The sequence below is a fragment of the Pseudoflavonifractor gallinarum genome, assembly GCF_014982855.1.
GTDB lineage: Bacteria > Bacillota > Clostridia > Oscillospirales > Oscillospiraceae > Pseudoflavonifractor_A > Pseudoflavonifractor_A gallinarum.
Window position 1 is genome coordinate 1 of record NZ_JADCKF010000015.1, and the last position, 23,405, is coordinate 23,405.

A 23,405-nucleotide genomic window follows, 5' to 3' on the forward strand; every position below is an offset into this window, starting at 1 on the left:
TGGGGCAACAAGAAATACATGAATATGAAGCACCTGGAAGCAGCCTTTGAGGATGCCTCCATTGCTGGCTAACTTCATTCATGCCAGGGGCTGTAAACCAATTTGCGCAAAACTCTTGACACTACCTAGGCCAAGCCCTATGCGTTGAAAACCATTTTAGACAATTTGCAAGTATGAAAGCCGCAAATCACTGTTTCGCTGATTTGCGGCTTTTCTAATATAAAATACGATGGAACTTCCGAAAAGACTTGTTAATATCCAATTGTGTCATGGGGAAGGGGGGGAGTTCAGGAACTCCAGCAATTTCTGCTGCAGCTCCTGTTCACCCAAGCAGCCAGGCAATGCTGGATGCGGTGCGCTGTACCGCATGGTCGTAGTGGTTGCCTGGATTCAGCTGAAATACTGTGTCGATCCCCTTGCTCTGATAGAAGGACTGGATCTCCTCCGTGTTCTGTCGGACACTTCTCAGAACAGGATTGCGGGTTTTGCTCTCCTTGTCCCCCAGGGAAAAATACATACACTCCGGCCGGCACTTTGGTTCATGGGAGACGATATACTCTTTCATGCCGGGAAACCAAAGAGAGCCGGATATGCTGCCAACCCGTGAAAAGAGATCCGTCTGGTAGATGGCATACAGTGCAAACAGCCCCGCCAGAGAGTACCCGGCGATCCCGCGCCAACAAGGAACTCCGCTAATCTCTTTCTCTACCGTCGGAATAATCTCCTCGGTCAGGAGCCGCAAATAGTCATCTGCACCGCCGGTACAGGGCTCGGCATTTCGGAAGGCGGGTGGGCTGTCCCAGGGCGCCATGTCGTGGCTCCAGTCCAGATTGCTGATGGCTACCAGTGTGAATGGCGGGCAGCCGATAGCCTGTGCGGCCTCATATAGCTTCTGGCCTTCGGCAGAGAAGGTGTTGAGATAGATGATAGGCGTATTTGTTTTAAGACTTGGAAAAAGGGATATGGTTTTGCTTTGAACTGAGAAGGTATACATAACTTTTATCATCCACTTTCTGTTTTGACAGGGGGCTATACACGGAATAGTCCTGCTTATTGGACAAATATGAGGCTAAACTGAGTTCTCCATGATGGGAAAATGGGACAGAGCAAAGGGAGACCGCTTTGTTGATATTTGCCAATAAGTCCTTGTCGGATTTTGGAATTCCAGTTATACTAGGTACAATATACATCCATAAAGAGAAGATAGGAAGAGTGAAATATAGTGTTGCCTCCTGGTCTCTACGAACAAGTCATCAATACTGCCCTGAACCGCGAGCTTTCGGAAATTTCCGATGCCCGCAAATCGGTTGCACCTATTGACAAGGCAGAGGCTTCCAAGGTGCTGGCGCGGTACCTGGCGGATGTGGTGCAAAAGGGTCTGGAGAATGTGGCGGACAACGGTGGTGACATCTCTATGCAGATTGGCCTGGCAAACCAGATTGTAACCCTCATCCAAAACACAACTGGGGAGGCCGACTTTGCTGCGTTGAGTATCGACCAGCGGGCAGAGCAGCTTCTTGCGCTTTTACGGGAGCAAGACCCCCGCCTGGCAGTGGGCAAAACGGCTGCTGACCTGAGCCGGCCGGAGACCTCCATCGCCCAGAGCAGTCTGTTCACCGGGGCCATTCATGAGCCCCAGATGTACACAGAGCTCAAAAAGGAGATCGTCTCCGCCAACCGCATTGACATGCTGGTGTCCTTCATCAAGTGGAGCGGCCTGCGGCTCCTGATGGACGAGCTGTTGGAGTTCACCCAAAACGGAGGGGAGCTGCGGATCATCACCACCTCCTACATGGGAGCCACCGATGTGAAGGCCATTGAGGAGCTGCGGACCCTTCCCAACACGAAAATCAAGGTCAGCTACGGCACCAAACGTACCCGGCTTCACGCCAAGGCCTATGTCTTTTACCGGGATACCGGCTTTACTACCGCCTATGTGGGTTCCTCCAACCTGTCCAACGCCGCCATTTCCAGCGGCCTGGAATGGAATGTGAAGGTCACTCGCCGGGAACTGCCGGAGACCATCGACAAGATCGCCGCCACCTTCGAGAGCTACTGGAATTCCAGTGAGTTTGAGTACTACTCCGAGGATCAGAAAGAGCGGCTGGCACGGGCGCTGAAAGCGGAAAAATACTTCGATGCCAACAACGCCGAAGTGTACACCATGGATATTGCACCCTACTCCTACCAGCAGGAGATTCTGGATAAGCTGGAGGCCGAGCGCACCGTCCGAGGCTATACCCGCAACCTGGTAGTGGCCGCTACCGGCACCGGAAAGACGGTGATCTCCGCTCTGGACTACAAGCGTTTTTGCAAGCAGCACCCCGGAAAGCCTTGCAGGCTGCTCTTTGTGGCACACCGGGAGGAGATTCTGCGGCAGAGCCTGTACACCTTCCGGGCCGTTTTGAAGGACGCTAACTTCGGGGAGCTATTTGTGGGTAACTGCAAACCTGAGAGCATTGACCAGCTGTTTTTGTCCATTCAGACCTTCAACTCTCAGGATTTTGCCGCCAAGACTGTTTCGGATTTTTACGACTACATCGTTGTGGATGAGTTCCACCACGCGGCAGCGCCTACCTATCAGAAACTGCTGTCCTACTATCAGCCTCAAATTCTCCTGGGCCTGACCGCTACCCCGGAGCGTATGGACGGCAAGAGTGTGCTGCCCTATTTCAACAACCAGATTGCCGCAGAAATCCGACTGCCGGAGGCCATCGACCGCAAGTTGCTGTGTCCCTTCCAGTATTTTGGCGTCACCGACACGGTGGATCTGAACACCCTGAAATGGAGTACCGGCGGCTACGATAAAGGTGAACTTTCCAACCTCTACACCTTCAGCGGCGCCGTGGCAAACCGCCGCGCCGACCTGGTGGTGTCCTCCCTTCTCAAGTATGTGACCGACATCGACGAGGTGAAGGGGTTGGGCTTCTGCGTGTCCATTGAGCATGCGGAGTTTATGTGTCGCTATTTCAACGACCGCGGAATTCCCTCCATTTTCCTGACTGGAAAATCCTCCGATGAGGAGAGAAAAAACGCTAAAGGGCGGCTGGTAGGCGGTGAGGTTCGCTTTATCTTCGTGGTAGACATCTACAACGAGGGTGTGGACATCCCGGAGGTCAACACCGTACTGTTCCTGCGGCCCACTGAGTCCCTGACCATCTTCCTCCAGCAGCTGGGCCGTGGCCTGCGGTTGGCGGAGGATAAGGAATGCCTGACGGTGCTGGACTTTATCGGCCAGGCCAACAAGCGGTACAACTTCGAGGATAAATTTGCCGCCCTGTTGTCCAACACCACTCGCAGTGTGACCCGAGAGATTAAAGATGGATTTGTCTCAGCGCCCAAGGGCTGCTATATACAGCTGGAGAAGAAGGCTGCCAAGTACATTCTGGACAACATCCGAGCTTCCTGCGGCAATACCGCTGGGTTGGTATCCAGGGTGGCCAGCTTTACAGAGGATACGGGCTTGGAGCTGACCCTGGCAAATTTTCTGGACTATTACCACTTGGACCCCAGGGCAATTTACAAGTTTTCTTCCTTCTCCCGCATCTGTGCCCGGGCGGATAGAATCGCGGACTTCAGAGACCCGCTAGAGGAGGTCCTTACAAAAGCCCTCGGCCGGTTGGCCGTTGTGGACTCCCGGCGCTGGATCCGCTTTTTGCTGGATCTACTGCCCTGTCTGGACGATATGGACTTTACGGCGCTGAGTGAGCTGGATTGGCGGATGCTTCAGATGTTCTATGTGACCGTCTGGGGCAAAGCGGCAGAGAGTTGGGAAGCCGATGAGGTGCTGGATAACCTGTATGCCCTTTCGGACAGCCCAGTGCTGTTGGGAGAGCTTCTGGATCTGCTCCGCTATCGGTATGAACAGATCGATTTCATTGACGAGCCGGTGGATTTGGGCTTTGACTGCCCGCTGGACCTCCACTGCACCTATACTCGGGATCAGCTGCTGGTGGCACTGGATTTCCTGAAACCGGTGACCGTACGCGAGGGTGTCAAGTGGCTACCGGAGAAGCAGTTGGACGTGTTCTTTGTGACGCTGAACAAGGCGGATAAGGACTACTCGCCCACCACCATGTATCACGATTACTCCATCAACGAAAACCTGTTTCACTGGCAGAGCCAGAGCACCACAGCGGCAGACTCTCCCACTGGGCAGCGGTATATTCATCACCGGGAGCGCGGGAGTAAGGTGCTGCTATTTGTTCGGGAGTTCAAGGCAGATCGGATTACAGGTGGTGCAGCGGCCTATACCTTCCTGGGAACGGCGAACTATGTAAAGCATAATGGAAGCAAGCCCATGAATATTACCTGGAAGCTGGACAGTACGATTCCGGCAAAGTTTTTGAAGAAGACAAATAAATTGGTGGTGGGATAAATGACAGAGGTAGTTGCAGCCCTGATCTGGGATCAGGATAAGTTTATGATTTGCCAGCGCCCGGCCCATAAGGCCAGAGGGCTATTATGGGAGTTCGTCGGCGGCAAGGTAGAGCCAGGCGAAACCAAAGAACAGGCACTCATTCGGGAATGTCAGGAGGAGCTGGGTATTACCCTGAATGTGGGGGAAGTATTCATGGATGTGGTCCACGAATACCCCGATCTGACCGTTCATCTGACGCTGTTTCATGCAACCATCCGGGAAGGCATTTGAATAGCGGCGAGCGGACTATATTGGATACCAAGTGGAAGCTTCTGTCTCCTCAGTGGCACAATTATGGAATCTCACAGGCGGATATGTACCAGATGTACGCATATCAGAAAGAATATGCGGCAAAACAGGTGGTGTTGCTTTATCCGGATTGTGAAGCAATGGCAGGACAGAAAAGCCCTCTTTGCTATTCTTCTCCCAGCGGAAGTCTGGTCATAGTGGAGACATTGCATTTAGATTCTCTGATTGCGATGGCAGAAGCAGTGAAAGAGTTGCTGGATGTAGCATCCCAGCCTTCAAAATAGCAATGCACGCCCAATCACGGAGAGATATCAGCAAAACGAAGAAGGGAGGTTTGTGATGGACAGCAAAAAATACATGTTCCTGATCAATGGGCAGGACAAGACGGACTCCGTTGCCAGTTTCCGTTTTCAGGACGGTATGTGCGAGGTGGTTTACAGCAGCGCCCCAAAGCCCTACCACTACCGTGCCGAAAAAGTGCAGCTCCTGAAAGTACAGAGCCGGATCGATCCCTCACAGTTTATCATTACCGTGGATGGAAACCCTTTTTCTCAGATCGATGAGATTCTGGATTTTGGCTCCTTTTACCGTTTCATCCGGACAGGGAAAAGAGCCCTTACATATCCAAAAGGCCAAGTGGAACTTCAGAAAAACTGCCTTACGAGCCAGAGACAAGCGGGCGTTTTTGAGTATTTCAAAGAAACAGCAGCAGCGGTCAGTCTGGTGGCTGAAGACGGTCTCAATATTCTGAATGCCCAGTACGAGCGAATCCAGAGTGTCAGCGACGCAACGGTGCTGTCCTGCTATCTGGATTCTTCCAAGGAGCCTGCGGTGCGGGCGCTCCCTGAGGCAGTCATCTACCCCTTTGGTCTGAATCAGAGTCAGAAAACAGCGGTGGAGAATGCGCTTTCTTCCCAGATCAGCATTATCCAGGGGCCTCCCGGTACCGGAAAGACACAGACCATTTTGAATATCATCGCCAATGCAGTTCGGAATGGTCAAACAGTAGCTGTTGTCTCCAATAACAACTCTGCCACCCTGAATGTGGCGGAAAAGCTGGAGAAGAAAGGACTTTCGTTCCTGGCCGCTTTTCTGGGGAGCCGAGCGAATAAGGAGCATTTTCTGGAAGCACAGACTGGTCAATATCCCGATATGTCGGCTTGGGCTCTGGAGGCGGAAGAGGAGGCACAACTGAACCAGGAGATAACGGTTCTCTCCAAAGAGCTCAGTGAGATGCTCAACGCGAAGAACCGCATTGCCGCCATCGAACAGGAACTCCTACAGCTGACGCCAGAGCAGCACTATTTCGGTGAGTACTACAGCACCTATGCGAAAGGTCTGAGGGATGAGGTAAAAGGGCTCTCTTCTCAAGAGATTTTGTCTCTCTGGTTGGAGTATGAGCAACATGCCCAGCAGGAGAGTATGTGGGCAAGCCTACTCCAAAAGATCGCTATTCTGTTTCGCTTCAATCGCAGTGCTCTGAGAGTATTTTTCAAAGCTCCGGAACTAGTCATTCCGTATCTCCAGAGGCAATTTTATATGGTGCGCCAACAGGAGTTGACAGAAGAGCGGGTTCAGTTGGAAAAGAAACTGGAGCGGTATGCCTTTGACGAGAAGATGGCAGAGCTGACGGAAAAGTCTCTGCGGTTGTTCCGAGCAGAGTTAAGCGAAAAGTTTCCTTGGGAAGAGCCCCGTCGGTGCTTTGAGATGCGGGATTTCCGAGGTAAGTCCAGGGAATTCAATCGAGAGTATCCAGTGATCCTGAGTACGACTTACTCCATCAAGGGTACTCTAAACTTTGAACATACCTACGATTATCTCATCGTGGATGAGGCATCCCAGGTGGATTTGGCCACTGGTGTACTGGCCTTCGCCAGCGCCAAGAATATCGTCATTGTTGGAGATCTCCAGCAGCTTCCCAATGTGCTGGACAACCAGAACATTCAGAAAAGTGAGGAGATTTGGGGCCGGTATTCTCTCCCGGAGACGTATCATTTCACCGCCCACAGTCTGCTCTCCTCCGCCATTGCCACATGGCCGAAGGCTCCTACCGTTCTTCTGCGGGAACACTACCGCTGCCATCCCAAGATTATCAATTTCTGCAATCAGAAATTCTATGGCGGGAAGCTCATCGTCATGACGGAGGACCATGAAGAGCCGGATGTCCTGACGATGTACCGGACAGCACCCGGCAACCACGCCCGTGGCCATCTGAACCAGAGACAAATTGATGTGATTCGGCAAGAGGTGCTTCCCAGCCTGGAGAGACAGGGGTATGGAAGCATTGGCATCATTACGCCGTACCGGGACCAGGTGGCGGCAATCCAAACACAGCTGGGCAAGGAATTGGAAGTGGCTACCGTCCATAAATTCCAGGGCCGGGAAAAGGACGCCATCGTTCTGACCTCCGTGGACAATGTTATTACGGACTTTGTGGATGATCCACGGATGCTGAATGTGGCGGTATCCAGGGCGGTCAAGTCCTTGACCGTCATTACCTCACAGGACCCGCAGAACGACCGAACCAACTACGGCGATCTGGCGCGCTATATCGAATACAACAACTGTGCGGTAATTGAGAGCACGGTGTACTCTGTTTTTGATCTGCTCTACCAGGGGTATGCCGAGCAGCGGAGGGCCTTTCTGAAAAAGCATGGGCGGGTTTCAGAATACGACTCGGAAAATCTCGTCTATGCTGTGATTCAAAATATGCTCCAAAAAGCAGAGTTTTCTTTTGTGGATTGTGCGGCCCATGTGTCCTTGGTCAACTTGGTGAAGGACTACTCCATGTTGACGGAGGAAGAAACAGCATATGCCCGTAATCCCCTGAGCCATGTAGATTTTCTTTTGTTCCGTCGTATGGACAAATCTCCTTTGCTGGCGGTAGAGGTGGATGGTGCCGCCTTCCATGCCGCAGGAAGCGTCCAGGCGGACAGAGATGAAAAGAAAAACCGGATTTTTGAACAGTGTAATATTCCGCTGCTTCGACTTCGGACAGATGGGAGCGGGGAGGAGGAGCGCATGGAACAGGCGCTTCGGTCAGCAGTTTCTAACAGTTGACCCCCCGAGATTACCAAGAGAAGAGGAACTATAAAATGAATGTCATTTGCTTCGGCGATTCCAATACCTACGGCTATGACCCACGGGGCTATTTCGGCGGGCGCTATGACACAGACAGCCGGTGGGTGGACATCCTGTCTGCGGAGACCGGGTGGAGAATCTCCAACATGGGGCAGAACGGCCGGGAGATTCCATCTGCCGTTCCCATCCTGCCCGCTGACACGGACCTGCTGATCGTCATGCTGGGGACCAACGATCTGCTCCAGGGGCGAAGCCCGGAGCAGGCGGCTGAGAAGCTGGAGCGGTTCCTCTCGAGCGTCTCCATGGATCGAAACAAGATCCTGCTGATTGCACCGCCGCCGGTGACCACTGGAGCGTGGGTGCCCAGCCAACAGCTCATTGACGACTCCTGCATCTTTGCACGACTTTGTCAGGACCTGGCGGAACAGTTGACGATCCGCTTTATAGACGCTGGAAAGTGGAATATCTCCCTGGCCTACGACGGCGTACATTTTACCGAGCAGGGGCACAAAACGTTTGCTGCCGGACTTCTGGAGGAACTGAAATGAAACGAATGATCCCTTTTCTGTTTGCCCTTTTACTACTGACCGGATGCGGCGGGAATACTGCAGATGGCTCCTACCAGCAGATCACACAGGAAGAAGCCAAAGAGAGGATGGACAACCAAGAGGTCATCGTCCTGGATGTGCGGGAACAGGACGAATATGACAGCGGGCACATTCCAGGTGCCGTTCTTCTGCCGGCAGGCACGATTGACGAAGATACTGCCGCTGAGGTGATCCCAGAAAAGGACTCCACGGTTCTGGTCTACTGCCGCAGCGGAAACCGCAGTAAGACAGCTTCCTCCATACTAGCCGAACTAGGCTATACCAACATCTATGAATTCGGCGGCATCAACACATGGCCCTATGAGACGGAGCCGTAAGATAAACGGCCCTTGGACGTAAAATCTATATTGTGACAAACAAAGAAAGAGTCAGTTAGAAGCTCAGGCTGCCCAACGTGTAAACTGTGGAGGGATCATATGAGTCGCGCCAGACTGCTACATATCCTTTCAATTTTAGAAACGGAAACCAATATATCCTGTGGGCTAACATTACAAGAAATTTGCCGGATACTGTTTGAAAAGTACCCGGAAGAAAGGTGCTCTGAACAGCGGGTGCGCAAGGATATCTCTGTTCTGCAGGTGCTTAGTGCAGAGAAACTTGTGCCATTTGAGCTAAAGTATGAGTCAGGGCCTCACAATCAACGAAAATATAAACTTTATCGTCCTGCTTTTGGGTTAAATGAGGCGCGAATGGTATTTGATTCGATCTCTATCAGCCAATTTTTAAGCCCGACGCAGAAGAACTCACTAATTTCTCAACTGGAAGGGTTTCTCTCCCAGCGTGAAGTGCGGCAGTTAAAACAGCGTGTCCGAGTAAGACCTTGTTTAATGCAAAATGAGCAGCTTCCGCAGACACTTCAAGTAACTTACCGAGCAATTGATGAACAGAAGTGCTTGCGCTTTGATTATTCGAGATTCGATATAGCAGGGAGACAACAGATCAGAAAAACTTATCGCCACATTCGCCCAATTCAAGTTGTATGGGAGCAAGAACATTATTATTTGGTGGCCATAAATCCAGAACACGACGAAGATGACCGGCAAAGAAATTACCGCATTGACCGAATGAGAAATGTGGCCTTTGATACTGGGGAGTGGAGGAAAGTTAAGGAATTCGGCTTCAGCTATGGTCAATTTGATATGTTCTCCGCCAAAGAAAAACGGATTGTAACATTTCGAGTGCATCCATATCTTCTTGATATGGTATTTGAAACATTTGGGACAAATATTATATGTCATCCGGATGATAAACGACAGGATTGGATTGTATTCTCTGCTGAAGTAGAGTTATCTGCCGGCTTTGACCGATGGGTGCTTCGGCAAACAGATAAAATAGAAGTATTAGCGCCTCCCTCGGTACGCAATCGTATCCATGAATTGCTAGAAAACATTATCAAAAGCTACCGCAAATAAAGCGGTAGCTTTTTTATATTTCAAAAACTAATTTATTATTTTGCATTAGTTTTTCAGATTTCAAAAAACTGATTTGCTATTCTTATGATAAAGTCATTATAAATTCGGAGGTCACCCATGAGATATGAACTTGAAAAATACTTCTCAAATCCATGTGAATCCAGTGGGCTGTTAATTGCAGAAGCACCTACCGGATATGGAAAGACATACGAAACAATCCAGGCAATTTATCAGTATATCGAAAAAGGCGGATCCTCTCAGGTTCTATTTATTACAACCCTTCTTAAAAATTTGCCCGTAGATGAATTGCGGAATCTCTATGAAAAGAATGGCCGGGGTGTGCTGTTTGAAAAAGAAGTATTGGTTCTGCCCTCTGCTGAGTCAAGTGTGGAGAAGGCTATTTTAACAGAAAAAATTCCATTGGAGTTCCAGACAGACGCATACCAGGAACTTTTATCTGCCTGCCGGAAGAAAAAACAATATCAACAATTTGGTGAGGCAGGCAAAGATATAACGAAATACCTTGGAGATCAGATCTGTAAAACACTGGAACCTCAATTTCGGCATGAACTGGAAGACCGCCTTCGAAAGGCTTTTCCGGAGGGATCAGGGCCCCGGCTGGAGGCAATCCGAAATAAGGAAAAATACAAATGGATGGCCAAATTTTATCCCTCTGTGTTCTGGTCGGAATATAAGGTGCTTCTGTTATCTGTGAAGAAGCTCATGGCACGCAATATTTCCTTGGTAGAGCCTAGCTTTGCTTGTCTATCTGAGCGGATGCTGAAAAACAGAATTGTATGTATGGATGAGTTCGATGCTTCACGGTCGGTTATCTTAGACAGCTTGATCGATCGGGCACTTGATCTGCGAGCAGATTATCTACAATTATTCTTGCAGGTTTATCGGGGTGCGACTACCCATCAAGTATGCAATGAACTGCAGACAGTCCGAAAAGCTTATGAGGCGGGGCAGACCCTGACATGGGAAAAACTCTTAAAAGAAGCGCAGGATATTTATCAGGAAGGTGCCCTCTATTACAGCATGAAAACCGTAGACATGGCAATCGATAAAGGAAGAAACTTTCTATTTCACGACACCTCCTACCACACTGTTTTGGACGGGAATCGCACACACATACGCGCGGTGTGCAATCAATCCGATGCGCAAGTGCAGATTCACTTCGAGGCAAAAGATGAGTATGATGCGCATCAGGATGAACCGCGCATTGTGCTTCAAAATCTGTTGCGGAGAATCCATGTATTCTTGCTGCGTTTTCAAAGGTATGTATACGGATGGGCCAAATCCTATGCCAAACTGGTCAACACACGCAGGCCACAAGAGGAAGACTCCTATACCATAGCTGCTGCGACAGAAAGCATTTTTCGGCAGTTCGATTTGACATCAGAGCAAACACGCCTCATGTCAGAAGAACTTGCAGACAGCAAGGGCGGGCGATCCCTACAAGATGTGATTTCTCCCGATCTGTCCTTTTATGAAACTGGATTTCGTCTTTTTGAATTTATTGACGATGACCATCATCGAGCCCAAACCTATTTGCAGTATCTGCAGATGAGAAATACACCGGAAAATGTTCTGCTATACCTGTGTTGCCAAGCGAAAGTGGTTGGTCTCTCCGCAACGGCAGCACTGCCCACCGTCCTTGGAAATTATGATTTGAAGTATATAAAGGAACAACTGAAAGAACATTACCATGAACTTTCCGATGAAACAAAGGCCTCTATTCAGAGCGGGCTGGAAACACTGTGGAAGCCATACAAAGAGGGCAGAATTCAAGTCAATTTACAGGTGGTAGACCGTGGCAAGGATCACTTGTTGCTCTCGGAACGACTGAAAGATATTTTCTCTCAAAAAGCGCTGGCGCAAAAATATACACATCGTTTTACCGCTTTGGGTAGCGAAGAATACGTCCAGAAGCGGTATTGCAATATATTGACAGCGATGAAAGCATTTTGGACACACCCAGACATTCGTGCGTTTCTCTGCCTGAATCAAGTATTGCCGACGCCAGAGAAACGAGCGATGGATGAAAATCTACTGCGGGATGCATTAGAAGACCTGCGGAAAGCATATGCCCCACAGGCCATTGGAGAAATGGTTATCTTGCGCAGCGGGGAGCAGTTTGAGGCAAACAAAGACTGTTTGCTGCAAGCTTTGCAAACCGGTGCCAAACGATTTGTGTTATCCAGCTACCAGACCCTTGGGGCGGGGCAGAATTTGCAGTATCCAATTCAAGATAGTAGTAATCTGGTTACACTAAATGCGGAATATGACGAAAAAGATCCCCGATTTCAGAAAAAAGATTTTGATGCTCTATATTTGGGAGATGTCACGCATACCGTTGTGAATCTAAATGAGGATGGACCTTTGAGCGGGCGGGAATTGATGAAATTCTGCTTTCAGGCAGAGTGTCTCTATGAAAATGATGAGATCTCCTACCGCACATTGAGTCGTCTTCTCAAAGATGGTATCGGCCGTTTTTCGGGGAGACGCGTCCTAAATGCTTTTGCTCAGAGCATCTTACGACAAAGTGACAGTGTTCACGGACAGATTACGCGAGATGTCATCCAGGCAGTGGGGCGTATGGGGCGGACTTTCTTAAAAAATCCGTCTGTGTATCTATTTACCACAGAGAAAACATTGTATGACTTAGATCTCGCCTGCTTGAATGGACGTATTTTAAGTCCGGAGATGGAGGTACTGCGGAAGGCACGAACTGAGTTGGGCGGTAGAGAAACCTGTATGGATCATGCCCACAATGAAGCAGAACGCAAAGCGACCAGAGGCAATACATATATATTGCGGATGTTAAATGTCGACTGGACCGAGGAGACGATGGCGCTTTGGAAAGCCCTGCGTCAAACAGTCCTTCAATACCCCAGAGCCGGACTTGATGTCTTGAATGGCAATCCTATGATACGAACCTACTATATCCCGCTGGCGCAGGACAGACACTGCTATTTCTATGCGCAAAAAGGAGACTTCTCGGAAGTTATCCTCTCTTTTAACCAAGACAAAATGCAGTTTGCGGCAAGTCTCCCAGAGGGACTGTCTCCCTCGACCGTAAGTGAAGAAGAAGCGCGTCTCGCGCAAATCCTGTTGTATCCGGGATTGAAGGAGTATTTTATCCATCATGGATGGGCTACCGAGTTTGGAACTGGTCCATATATTATGAGCCCGGTTCTGTTCCAAAATATTTATAAAGGAGCTTTGGGAGAAGTGGCCGGTAAGTTTATTTTGGAGAAGGAACTGGGAGTCCCACTACAGGAAATAGAAGATCCGGCGAAATTTGAATCATTTGATTTTGTCGCTGATGGAGATGTATTCTTTGATTTTAAGCACTGGAAATGGAATATGCAGGTAGAGGAAAGGCCAATGCGGGAAAAAGTTCTGGAAAAATTGGATGCGGTAGGCGGCAAAAGAGCGTTCATTGTAAATCTATTCTCAGATGGCGTGTCGAGACCGTCATGTAGCAAGGACGAGCGTCTTGTTGAAGTACCGGGAATCCTTCTTCCGACCGGCCAACTTGATCCGTCCGCAGTGGACTATATAAGGAGGTTTCTCTTGTGATTCAGACCAATCAAATGGAGATTGCTTTTGATTTTGAAGCAATTGCAAGGGATTTTTCAATTTTTGAAGCAAGGCGAGATCAGGGTAATTATTGGAAGAGTAGGGTTCCAGATGTCGCCTTACAGGAGTGCAGGGCATTGGCCGTCGTGTATGAATGGGGGACAAGTTGCTATATCTTATATCATCGGGCTTCCGCTGAACAATACTCGCTTAAACAGGCGCTGGAATGCTGTGAAGATAATGTACGGGTACAGGAAATCTCAGCGCAGGAGTTGGCTAAAACGAAAAAACACCTTTTAGTCCAATTACTCTGTAATGCGCTTCCCAGTATCCAAACAAACGGGGAACTATATCATAATGTGACGGGGAAGCTGTATTACATGAACCCCGGCTGGTTTTACTACCGGAAAGAAGTATTGGCCAGTTTTTGGACACTCCAGATTTCATTTACAAAAGACGGTTGTGTTAAGCTGGATGTAAAAACCTTTAGCAATACCCGAATCAAACAAGACTGTAAAAATAAACCTCAGTATCTATTTGATCCGGAATGCTATATACTGCGGCGGGCATTGCGAGATGATCCAGGTAAAAGTACAGATCACTTCGTAATTGGAGCGCTTAATCAAAGACGGAAGAACACCGTGTCATTTTTGGAATTTGGCTCATTACCCGATTATCAAAATTGCAAAGTCGGAATTTTACATCAGTTTTTGCGAGATGTGCGGACATCATTATCTCCGTATTTATCTTTGAAAATGGTTTCTCTCGATGAAAGTACCCATCTGGGAGTATGTGGCTCAGTTGATAGTATGACAGGAATCAGAAATCGTTTGAGAGAGACACCCCTATATCTGGAGGATACGGTACAAAACGAGCAATCCCGCACATTAATCTCCATGCTGCGTTATGAACTGGCGCAATATAGTGGGGTTACCTTTATGGAGGGAACTCCAGGAAAAGACGATGCACTGCTTCGGATCATACACTATCCTCTGTTTTACGAAGATCATCCGGAAGATGATGCATATTTTAAAGCGCCCAAGCATTGCATTGTACAGCATATAACGGTCGAAGATTTTCAGCTAACAGGCATGAATGCGCGCAGAACAAAAGAAAAAGAAGACCACAAACTGCTAAAAGTGATCCAGGAACTTGCCATTAAGATCGATATAAGCCGGCGGCAGATGAGCTGCTATGATTGGGCCAAGCTTGGAATCAATAGACCAGTTACATTTGTTATGGCATATTCGGATTCTAAGGACCAAAGCAAACCGATCTGTTATGATATGTTCCGCATACAGCCGGGCGGAGAACTATATTTTGAATCGTGGCAGCAATCTTTCTGTGATGATAATTCAGAACGAGAGAAAATCTCCGCAGCGTTTGAAACACCCTATGGAAAGTTCGATACTACCATCAAAGGTCTTGTCTATGAAGAGGAAAACAACATCCATATCATTTACGACACGGACCGTTATACTCTTCCCAATATGCAAGATCTCGAACGGGTTCTTAGCGCGACGCGAGATGATGAACAAATCTCGGCCAAGCCGCTTGTAGAAACAATACAGAAATACGCTGATAGCTTATCCGGCAACGAGAGAGCGCGGTGCGAAATGATTCTGGATGAAATCAACCAGTGTGGTATGCAAGTTAGCAGAAAAGAATTGCGGCATATTCTCAATTTGAGGAGTAACCTGGGCAAGCAGATCAACCGATTCATTTTTGAGGAAACCGGCGTTTTAATCGGAAATGCCCTCAAAAGCGCCCGAAATAAAGAAGCACTTTTCGGCGGGGTGTTAGGAATTCGCCATTTTTGTAAAGATGGTGCCCAGTACTACTACTCCGGATATCTTGGGAAATCCTTAAATCGGTCGTTCCCTCATGCCTGTAAAATCCGAAAGGTTTGCTCAACCGGTCAGACATTGGAATTCCAGGCATACCTTCCTCTGCTTGAGGTTGATTTCATACGTGCAAATGGATGGACGGTCATTCCTTTCCCGTTTAAGTATTTGCGAGAGTGGAAAGTGCAGCAAGAGCGGTTCCGGAGTTCTTCCACCAGTTCTCATATTCCTCCAGAGTGATATTTCTGTTTCATTTCTCTGGTCTGCTCACTCCGGGTGTAGAAATCCGTGTCAGAGATACGTCTAGCCTTGATCCGCGCAAAGCGTTTCTTATACTCCTTGCAGTATGCCTTGAATACTAGATTGTCAGACCATTTCTTTGCCCGCTGCTGGAGGAGGTCTCCGGTCTCACGGCAGGTCTTCTGTCCTTCTGTCACTGAACGCTCACGGTACTCCGCGCTGACCCGTCCGGTCTGCGGGAAGTAGCGGCCACAGTTCTTGCAGCGCCGCACCGTAATGCCTCTCTCAACACAACTGCGTAGAGAGTAACCAATCATGTCCAGAATGCTGGCGGAGTACAAAACCGACGAACACTGCCCCGGCGCCACTGGCTCAAAGCTGAGAGGAACGGGACGAAAGGGAAGCGGCCTATCGTAAAGATAGTGCATAGCCGCCTGTTGCTGGGGATCACGCCCTGTGCTGTCCCCATCTTGAATGACACAGAGCAAAAATACCTCCCTCTGAAACCACAGATTTCAGAGGGAGGTATTCATGTCTCAGGCTGTTTCCAGTGGTTTAGTTTTGGCAGCTGGGCTTCAAAATAGGCTCTAACTTGCTCCAGGGGCCAGGCTTCATTGGACATATGACTCTCCAGGAAGTTCAGCAGTTCCTCAAGGCTTGTGTAGACGAATTTCCCGTCGGCATAACACCATTTGCAGTACTCCTCGTTGAAGGTGCCGTCCAGCTCCCGGCTGATATTAGCATCCTCCAAGGGCATACCACAGCACTGGCAGATCAGCTGCCTGGGCGAACCCAGCAGGGTGTTGATGGAGACATCAAACAGCCTGGAGAGCAACTTCAGAGTTTCTGTGTTGGGCACCGTTTCACCGGTCTCCCAGCGGGAAACCGCCTGACGGGTCACATGCACTTGTTCCGCCAGCTGCTCCTGGGAGAGTCCGTGCCTGGTGCGCAGTTCCAAAAGGATTTCTTTGGTTTGCATGCCGATCACCACCTTGCTCGAATTGTACCACAGCGGGAGCAAAAAGCAAAGCAACTGGCTGTTGCCCTAATTTTACTTTACTTTCACACCAGGCATATCAGTATTTAACAAGCTATAAACAAAGAGGTAGAATTCTCTTTTTTGTATTATTTCTAATACTTTATAGTCGTTTTTGCTCCATTCCGCTTACTCTTTAGCACTCTTCGGATGGACTGTTTCCGTGTGTTCCGAGCCGCACTGTGGCTGAAAATGTGGTCAGCGCAATGATTGAGGGGTTCTGTATCTCTACCTCACAGGATGGTTTTAGTACACTGCTAACAAAGATTACTCCGGCATCTCAAACGCATCCTACTATGCCCCCCGGTGTATTGCACCGGGGGACTTATTTTTTGGAACAGTCTTGCATTTCAATCAAGTTTCGCTATAATACAAATAAAGACTATTTTTTAATTTTATACTTTATATGGGGAGGTGACGGCTTGTGGCAAGAAAGGCGTATTCTGATGAGGAGAGGGCACAGGTAAAGGAAGCCCTGATGGTCACCATGATCCGGTGTATCGCCGACCGGGGATTGATTCACAGCAGTATTGATGTTCTGTGCAGAAAAGTGGGGATCTCCAAGACCTTCTTCTACAGTTTCTTCTCATCCAAGGAGGAGTTGGTACTCCATGCCTTGCGGTACCAGCAACCCAAGTTACTACAGTATGCCCGGTCCTTGATGGAAGACCCCGGACTCAGTTGGCGGGCGGGAGTGGAGACCTTCCTGAAAAACTGTTGCTACGGGGCCAAAAGCGGAGTTGCCGTTTTGTCCATTGAGGAGGAGCAGCAAGTACACCACTGCCTTTCCGAGGAGAATTTTCAGGCGTTCCGGCGGGATCAGATTATTTTTTATGGAAAGCTGCTTTCCGTCTTTGGCCTCCCTGTGGACAGTATTGATCCCCGGCTGTTTGGCAATCTGGCCCTCAGCATGATGATGGTACACAAAGCCATTCCAGACACCATGCCATTTCTATTCCCAGAGGTGGCGGAGGACATGGTGGACTTCCAGGTCAGGGCTCTGGTGGATGAGATGGAGCGGGTAAAAGAGGATGTTCGGTAGGTGAAAGAAAATGGATAGAGATGAGTACCCATGTCCAAGCGGACGGGAAAGACAGCAGAATATCGTCAGACACAGAGCCTTGGGATACAGGTCTTGGTTCTGTACGGCCTTTTCGCGCCCTACGTCAGCCTGTCCAAATGACAGGGTGTCGCGGGGCGTTTTTTATTGTTCGGAAAGAGGTGGCCTGATATGAGTTTACCAAAACGAAATAGTGCAGACGGGCGCTGTTACTGGATGAAGCCCGAGGTACAGGAAGAACTGCAACCGCTCTTTGACCAGTGTATCCAGGATGCCATTGACGGGAGAATCACGCGGCTTGATTCCCTCTGGCCGCCGGTAGTGGTTAGCAGTCAAGGTGCGCCCTTTGCGGTGCACGATCTGGTGAGAAAATGGATTGAAACCCAGCGAGCGGAAACCATGGATGCGGAAAAGGCCATTGCCTTCAGCGAAAACCTGCGCCGCCAGAGCCGCTGGGGTGAAATTGACCACCATCTACTTGATATGCTGAAACGGGAGCTACAAGAGAAGTATTTTGTTGCAACAGGCGATGAAGATGATCGCTTCTGGAATCGGGAATATTCCCTGAAACCAGGTATCCGTGCAGAGGAGGTCCCGGAGCCGCTGCTGCGTTTTGCCTGCTATGTGGCGGTGAGCTATAAAGTGTATGGTTTGGACTTTGAGTATCTGGACACCAATTACCTCTTTGGATTGGTGGAGAAAGTCCGTCCGGATATGGTGAAAAAGCTCCGGGAACACGGGACCGGCAGGCTGCCGCTCTCTCTGCAAAAGAGGAAAACAGAGCACTTCACTGCATCGGCCAACGATGCCTTTGCTGTGATCCGTATTACTGCCAGGGACAACACAGAGGAATGCTGCTATGAAGTGCTGGACTACCTGTGTGAGATTCTGGAGCAGGAGGATTTTCCCCGCAGCTATGCGGTGGAGTTCAAAGGGCCGGAAAAGAGTTATCTTCCCATCACAGGACTGCCCAAAAAGGGAATAAACCAGCTCTTTGCCTGTGCCGTGCAGTACCCCGGCCTCCACTCCCTGATGGAGCGGTACGCCCGGCTTGCCATGCGGCAATACGAGCAGTACACCAATCTCAGCGATGAACAGTGTGCTCTCCCCGGAAGTTTTGCCGTGTTCGCCCTGGGAATGCTGGGGCAAGAGTGGCGGCAGCTCCTCTGGGATTATCTCGATCTCTGTGATGATGAGCACTCCCACTTACAGGAAAAATTCCTCCGGGAGTATGTGAAACAGTTCGGATTTACCGCCGATACCGTCCCTGTATTTGTCCGTGGGGTGCTGTCCATGCAGAACATGAAGTATTCCAAGGACTATGCCGCGTGGATGGCAAACGCAGAAAGCCTGGACGCTCTGCTGGAGGCAAAAATCCACCTGTCCGAGACCGTTCCAAGCGGTTTTTCCTCCGACGAGGATGACGATGATGACGAGGACGAGGAACCCGCAGAAGAAACAGAAGCCAGCCCGGAGGAAGTGCTGCAATACGCATGGGAAACGGTCTGCTATGTGATCTGGGGCAAAGCCAGCGCCAAGGGTGGTCAGAAAGTGGTGGAAGCAGCTTCGGAGGAACTGAAGAAACTTTACCGACAGATTTTTATTCCGATAACGAAGAACCTGGAAGGAAGTGGTGACCTGCTATGAGTTTGCCGAAACGCGACGGCGTACATGGCCGTTACTACTTGATCCAGAAACCAGATACGAACCCCGAAGTGCTGGAACACGCCGATCAGTGCATCCAGGATGTGTTTGATGGAACTGCAAAAGAAAACCATTCCGGCTATCCGGTGGTCGTTCGGAACCAAAGCGGAACGCCCTTTCTTCCCAGCCAGCTCCTGGAGCGGTATCTGTCCAAACTGCCTTTGAAGGGATTCCCCTATGAGGAAGCTGTTACATTCTGCGATGCCCTGCGGCGGTTGGTGGGCTGGAGGGAGATTGGCCACACCTTGGGAAAATACGTCAAACACCAGGTGCAGGAGAGGTTTTTTGAGATTGGAGAGAATGAGGACTACTTTTCGCCTTTCCCGCTCTGTACCGCATGGCCGGAGCTGCGTCCGGAGGATGTGGACGAGAACCTGCTGCGCTTTACTTGCTATGTGGCGGTCTGTTATACGGTGTATGGGGCCAGCGATAATACGATTATAACCGAACACTACCTTAATCTGGTTTCCCAGCTTCGCCCGGATATGGTGAAGCAGCTGAAAACAGCTGGCAGCGGCAAATTGCCAAAGGACATCCAGCGGCGTAAGACGGAGCATTTCACCGCATCGGCCAATGATGTGTTTGCTGCCATCCGCATCACCGCCAGGGACTCCACGGAGGAGTGCTATACTGAAATCCTGGACTACCTGTGTGCGGTGTTGGAGCAGGAGGGATTTCCCCGCAGTTACTCGGTGGAGTTCCGTGGGAAGGAAAAACGCTATCTGCCCATTCCCGGCCTGCCCAAGAAGGGAGTCAATCAGCTCTTTGCCTGTGCTGTGCAGCACCCCAATCTTCATCCGGCTATGGAGCGATACGCTCGTCTGGCTATGCGGGAGTATGAGTGGTACCAAAACCTCGCGGATGAAGCCTGCGCGATACCCGGCTCTTTTGCTGTGTTCGCTCTGGGGCTGGAGGGAGAACCGTGGGCGCTGCTGGTGGCAGAGTATTTGGATCTCTGCGACGACGAGCACTCCTCCCTGCAAGAGAAATTCCTTCATGCCTTGATCCGGAAGTTTGGTTTCCAAACATGGACACTGGGCGTATTGGTACGGGGCGCATTGTCTATGCAGTGGCTGAAGCCTGCCAAGGAATTCCGCAGCTTGATTGCCAATGTGGAAAGCCTGGATGCGCTGCTGACAGTCAAACGCCGCTTTTCCGCTTATCTCCTGCCGGAAGAGGACAAGGACCCGAAATTCCGGGCCATCGCTTGGCAGAGCCTGCTCTGGGCCATCTGGGGCCCGGCCTCCGAAAACGGCGGCAGCAAGGCTATCAAGACGGCACCGAAGGAACTGAGAGAGCGGTATCAGGAAATTTTTCGATAGGAGGAAACAAAATGAAAACCTTTGATCCCAATTATAAATTACTGGACGAGATGTATCAGGATGATTATTATCCTGCTTTTCTGGTAGATAAGGTCAAGGATGAGCTCCAGAAGGTCATCGACCTGCTGGAGGGCGGCGAAACCGACACCGAAGTAGTGCAGGAAAAGCTGGACGAAGCAGTTTGCGGCATCAATGACCTCCAGGACGAATTTTACGAGAACGACAGTGAGATTGAAACGGTAGCCCGGGACTGTATCGGCGTCACTGTAGACTACATTTTGAAGTGGTTTGGCATTCCCATTGATATGGAGGAGGCCATCCGGGAAAGGGACTGGTAATTTTTCAGTGCTATGACCACATGGCTGTCGCTATGATGCAGGAATTGGGAAAAGGAGAAACTACCTATGGCAGAGTTCAAACAGATCATAGAGGATGCTCTGGACATTCTGAAATTTGACGGAGCTGTACAGGACACTCTGGCGGAATTTCGAGAAAAATGGGGCGCACAGGTCCCGGCGCTGCTGAATGAACGCTTTGATGCCGTTGGCGTCCAGTATATGAAATTATCCCATGAAAAAGGGGCGGCAGCGTTGGGACAGGAACTTTCTGCCTTCGGCTGGGCGCTGTATAACCTGGACGATGAGGACGAGTATTTGTTTGCCTTGATTCCAGAGGAAAAACGCAGCGAATGGGAACGCTACTGCAAAAAGCAGGGGCAATATTGCCACCTGATGAAACAGCAAGGACGAAAATGGTGTGAACATGCCAAGGAGCAAGACCCTGGGAAGCTGATGCCCTGCGAGGAATACATACTTCAGGATGAGTACGATTATTTCTTCCATTCGCTGGCGGGTGATTTTGCGGCGGGAAAATGGAAAAACCTGGATGCAGAGGAATGGAAAAATGGCTGTGTGGCCGATCTGCGCCACCGTCCGCCGCAAATAATCCGCTCCCACAGCTTGCCGCACCTTGGGTGCCTTACCTATTCCGCGGAACATGAACTCTATGCCGCGTCCAGAGCCGCTGGCAGCGGGACGATTGGCCGGGCATTGCTGAGCAAGAATCCAGCCACACTCAACTGGGCCGAACCGTCCCCCATTGGATATGACGGTCCACCCCAGACCCTGTGCTGGGCGGACCATTCCCTCTGGGTGGGTGATCCCACCAACGCTACACGGATTGAACTGACAGACCGTGGCACCTGCCAGGATGTGAAAAACTGGACTCTGCCAGAAGATGGATGGAGCACCAAATACCATTGCGGCATTACGACAGACGGGCTGGGCCGGGTCTACTTTTCCAACGAGTGGTACAAGGGGCAGATTTACCGCTGGGAAAACGGCAAGGTAACAAAACATGCCTTCTCTCTGGATGGATACGACCATCTCTCCGAAGCGGTTCCCGTTCCCGGCACAGGCCGCATTACCATGATCCATGCCGTCAGCGGCAAGGGGCGGATGGAAGAATGCCTGCTGGAACTGGATATGGACACCGGGCGGTGCCGCATCGCCCCCCTGCCCGGAATGGGCGAGGGGCTGAAACTTCGCTGGTTTACCGGGGACTGGCTGCTGGTGCAGGGAAACGGCGAGATCCTCTCCGATGACTTTGCCCAGCTCATCAATAGGAACACCCGTGAAGTGCTGCGTATCCGTCCGGGAATGTTCGGCGGGGAGAACATGCAGCACATTGGAATACTCACCGATGGCACGGTGGTCATCGTCACCCGGCGGGATAGGGTTGGGCCGGTGTTTCGTTATCCCATCGACTTCTGGGGCTTTCTTCGGACGGCAAACAAGCCCAAAAAGCTGGAATGGCGGGAGTACAAAGAAGTGTACCCGAATCTGCCCATCTTTCTGCCGCCCAAGACCACGGAGCGAAAAATCATTCTCAAAAAAGACAGCCTGACCATTCTGGGGTCGGTATTTACGCCGCCGTTTACCCTTTCGCAGCTGGCGGAAAAGCTGGGGCCCGCCCGCATTGTCCTGCAAAATGGAACACGGAAAAGCCCCATGACTGGCCGAGAGAGTTCCTATACCCAGGCACTTGCTTTGTGGGACGAGCTTGGACTCCAGGGCTGGTTGGATGAAGATGAGCAGACCATCAAAACCCTTGGTGTCCGGGTAGCGGCACAGGGAGAGTATGCGGTCCGGCAGACATTTGACGGAGCGGTTTGGATCGGGTCCAAGGACTACCGGGAGGCCAAATGGAAGGACTTTGGTGGCGTTGCCCATACCCTCAAATTAGGCGGCTTTACCGTTTATACCCGCTTGCCGGGTCCTGTTCCCGAGGAGCAGTCAGCGCAGAAAGCAAAGCTGGAGGCCCTCTCCGCCATGGTGCAGATCAGCTGGAAAGAGCCAGAGAAAAAGGCGGCGAAAGCGCAGAAATACAAGTTATCCAAGCCGACTGAACCAGTGCTGCACTTTGATACCTTCAACTTCAAGTTGGCGGTCATGGAAGTCCTGATGTACGAGAAAGGCTTACTGGCTCCTAAACTGGATGCCCATGAGTTTGCCAGAGAGTATAGCCGACGCAAGATCGACATTGACGCGGAAGGGTATGAACCCATCCCAGAGATTCGGAAGTGGCTGGAGAAATACCCTGTCCCGGAGCGGCTGGCCCGGTCGGTCACAGAAATTGAGATGGATGGCGGCAGCGAGATTTATACCCAACTCTGTCCGTTCTGGGATGGCGAGGATGGAGCCTTTGATCTTAATACTATTACTGAGGCGGAACTGCGCCAGTTCCCCAATCTCAAACATATTACTCTCATGTCCTCCAAGCCGGAACAGGTGCTGCCGGTTCTGGAACGGTGCAGTATCAAGGTAGACTTGCTGTGAGGTA

16 protein-coding genes and 1 pseudogene are annotated in these 23,405 nt (G+C 50.3%); 14 read left to right on the forward strand and 3 right to left on the reverse strand.

The genetic code is table 11. The annotated features are described in order from the left end of the window. Positions 1-322: 322 nt before the first annotated feature. Positions 323-994 carry an alpha/beta hydrolase gene (locus INF37_RS14000; protein WP_193538958.1) on the reverse strand — a complete coding sequence of 224 codons (672 nt, stop codon included), beginning with the start codon at positions 992-994 and terminating at the stop codon, positions 323-325. Between the two features lie 228 nt (positions 995-1,222). Between INF37_RS14000 and INF37_RS14005 the strand changes: the two genes are divergently transcribed. From INF37_RS14005 to INF37_RS14045, 9 genes and pseudogenes are all read left to right on the forward strand, one after another. Then, positions 1,223-4,378, forward strand: coding sequence for a DUF3427 domain-containing protein (locus tag INF37_RS14005; protein ID WP_193538960.1), 3,156 nt, complete (start codon positions 1,223-1,225; stop codon positions 4,376-4,378). After that, positions 4,379-4,648: pseudogene (locus INF37_RS14010) on the forward strand ((deoxy)nucleoside triphosphate pyrophosphohydrolase); the annotation flags it as partial. It lies immediately after the preceding gene. After that, positions 4,648-4,953 (forward strand): 5-methylcytosine restriction system specificity protein McrC, encoded by a 306-nt coding sequence (locus INF37_RS15890; protein WP_328821087.1) that lies wholly within the window; start codon positions 4,648-4,650, stop codon positions 4,951-4,953. The pseudogene INF37_RS14010 and the gene INF37_RS15890, both read left to right, overlap by 1 nt. A gap of 55 nt (positions 4,954-5,008) precedes the next feature. After that, on the forward strand, positions 5,009-7,729 hold the full coding sequence (locus INF37_RS14020) for an AAA domain-containing protein (RefSeq protein WP_193538962.1): 2,721 nt from the start codon (positions 5,009-5,011) through the stop codon (positions 7,727-7,729). Between the two features lie 35 nt (positions 7,730-7,764). Continuing rightward, positions 7,765-8,298 (forward strand): GDSL-type esterase/lipase family protein, encoded by a 534-nt coding sequence (locus INF37_RS14025; RefSeq protein ID WP_186964324.1) that lies wholly within the window; start codon positions 7,765-7,767, stop codon positions 8,296-8,298. Further along, complete coding sequence (locus INF37_RS14030; protein ID WP_193538964.1) at positions 8,295-8,675, forward strand: rhodanese-like domain-containing protein; 381 nt, start codon at positions 8,295-8,297, stop codon at positions 8,673-8,675. Before INF37_RS14025 ends, INF37_RS14030 begins: the two co-directional genes overlap by 4 nt. Positions 8,676-8,774: 99 nt before the next feature. After that, positions 8,775-9,770 carry a helix-turn-helix transcriptional regulator gene (locus INF37_RS14035; RefSeq protein WP_193538966.1) on the forward strand — a complete coding sequence of 332 codons (996 nt, stop codon included), beginning with the start codon at positions 8,775-8,777 and terminating at the stop codon, positions 9,768-9,770. 117 nt (positions 9,771-9,887) lie between these two features. Next, positions 9,888-13,358 carry a DEAD/DEAH box helicase family protein gene (locus tag INF37_RS14040; protein WP_193538968.1) on the forward strand — a complete coding sequence of 1,157 codons (3,471 nt, stop codon included), beginning with the start codon at positions 9,888-9,890 and terminating at the stop codon, positions 13,356-13,358. After that, positions 13,355-15,442, forward strand: a complete 2,088-nt coding sequence (locus tag INF37_RS14045) for a hypothetical protein (RefSeq protein WP_193538970.1) — start codon at positions 13,355-13,357, stop codon at positions 15,440-15,442. The genes INF37_RS14040 and INF37_RS14045 overlap by 4 nt, the downstream gene beginning before the upstream one ends. On the opposite strand, the gene INF37_RS15790 is transcribed toward INF37_RS14045, so the two are convergent. Next, on the reverse strand, positions 15,424-15,870 hold the full coding sequence (locus INF37_RS15790) for a DUF6076 domain-containing protein (protein WP_328821091.1): 447 nt from the start codon (positions 15,868-15,870) through the stop codon (positions 15,424-15,426). The two genes, INF37_RS14045 and INF37_RS15790, sit on opposite strands and share 19 nt — an antisense overlap. Positions 15,871-15,971: 101 nt before the next feature. Beyond that, positions 15,972-16,421 (reverse strand): zinc ribbon domain-containing protein, encoded by a 450-nt coding sequence (locus tag INF37_RS14050; protein ID WP_193538972.1) that lies wholly within the window; start codon positions 16,419-16,421, stop codon positions 15,972-15,974. A gap of 481 nt (positions 16,422-16,902) precedes the next feature. Between INF37_RS14050 and INF37_RS14055 the strand changes: the two genes are divergently transcribed. The 5 genes from INF37_RS14055 to INF37_RS14075 all read left to right on the forward strand — a co-directional run bounded on the left by INF37_RS14055 (position 16,903) and on the right by INF37_RS14075 (position 23,401). After that, the gene (locus INF37_RS14055) at positions 16,903-17,520 is read left to right on the forward strand and encodes a TetR/AcrR family transcriptional regulator (protein WP_193538974.1); all 618 of its coding nucleotides are present in this window, start codon (positions 16,903-16,905) and stop codon (positions 17,518-17,520) included. Positions 17,521-17,709: 189 nt separating this feature from the next. Then, on the forward strand, positions 17,710-19,185 hold the full coding sequence (locus tag INF37_RS14060; RefSeq protein WP_235964359.1) for a DUF6138 family protein: 1,476 nt from the start codon (positions 17,710-17,712) through the stop codon (positions 19,183-19,185). Next, on the forward strand, positions 19,182-20,564 hold the full coding sequence (locus tag INF37_RS14065) for a DUF6138 family protein (protein ID WP_193538976.1): 1,383 nt from the start codon (positions 19,182-19,184) through the stop codon (positions 20,562-20,564). The genes INF37_RS14060 and INF37_RS14065 overlap by 4 nt, the downstream gene beginning before the upstream one ends. 11 nt (positions 20,565-20,575) lie before the next feature. After that, positions 20,576-20,902, forward strand: coding sequence for a DUF5713 family protein (locus INF37_RS14070; protein ID WP_193538978.1), 327 nt, complete (start codon positions 20,576-20,578; stop codon positions 20,900-20,902). A gap of 66 nt (positions 20,903-20,968) precedes the next feature. Then, positions 20,969-23,401, forward strand: coding sequence for a DUF6892 domain-containing protein (locus INF37_RS14075; RefSeq protein ID WP_193538980.1), 2,433 nt, complete (start codon positions 20,969-20,971; stop codon positions 23,399-23,401). Positions 23,402-23,405 lie beyond the last annotated feature (4 nt).

Bases quoted from the DNA above. Each gene is read 5' to 3' on its own strand.
- INF37_RS14050 (WP_193538972.1), bottom strand. From the start codon at position 16,421: ATGCAAACCAAAGAAATCCTTTTGGAACTGCGCACCAGGCACGGACTC.
- INF37_RS14065 (WP_193538976.1), top strand. From the start codon at position 19,182: ATGAGTTTGCCGAAACGCGACGGCGTACATGGCCGTTACTACTTGATC.
- INF37_RS14075 (WP_193538980.1), top strand. From the start codon at position 20,969: ATGGCAGAGTTCAAACAGATCATAGAGGATGCTCTGGACATTCTGAAA.
- INF37_RS15790 (WP_328821091.1), bottom strand. From the start codon at position 15,870: ATGCACTATCTTTACGATAGGCCGCTTCCCTTTCGTCCCGTTCCTCTC.
- INF37_RS14070 (WP_193538978.1), top strand. From the start codon at position 20,576: ATGAAAACCTTTGATCCCAATTATAAATTACTGGACGAGATGTATCAG.
- INF37_RS14025 (WP_186964324.1), top strand. From the start codon at position 7,765: ATGAATGTCATTTGCTTCGGCGATTCCAATACCTACGGCTATGACCCA.
- INF37_RS14020 (WP_193538962.1), top strand. From the start codon at position 5,009: ATGGACAGCAAAAAATACATGTTCCTGATCAATGGGCAGGACAAGACG.
- INF37_RS14030 (WP_193538964.1), top strand. From the start codon at position 8,295: ATGAAACGAATGATCCCTTTTCTGTTTGCCCTTTTACTACTGACCGGA.
- INF37_RS14060 (WP_235964359.1), top strand. From the start codon at position 17,710: ATGAGTTTACCAAAACGAAATAGTGCAGACGGGCGCTGTTACTGGATG.
- INF37_RS14035 (WP_193538966.1), top strand. From the start codon at position 8,775: ATGAGTCGCGCCAGACTGCTACATATCCTTTCAATTTTAGAAACGGAA.
- INF37_RS14000 (WP_193538958.1), bottom strand. From the start codon at position 994: ATGTATACCTTCTCAGTTCAAAGCAAAACCATATCCCTTTTTCCAAGT.
- INF37_RS14040 (WP_193538968.1), top strand. From the start codon at position 9,888: ATGAGATATGAACTTGAAAAATACTTCTCAAATCCATGTGAATCCAGT.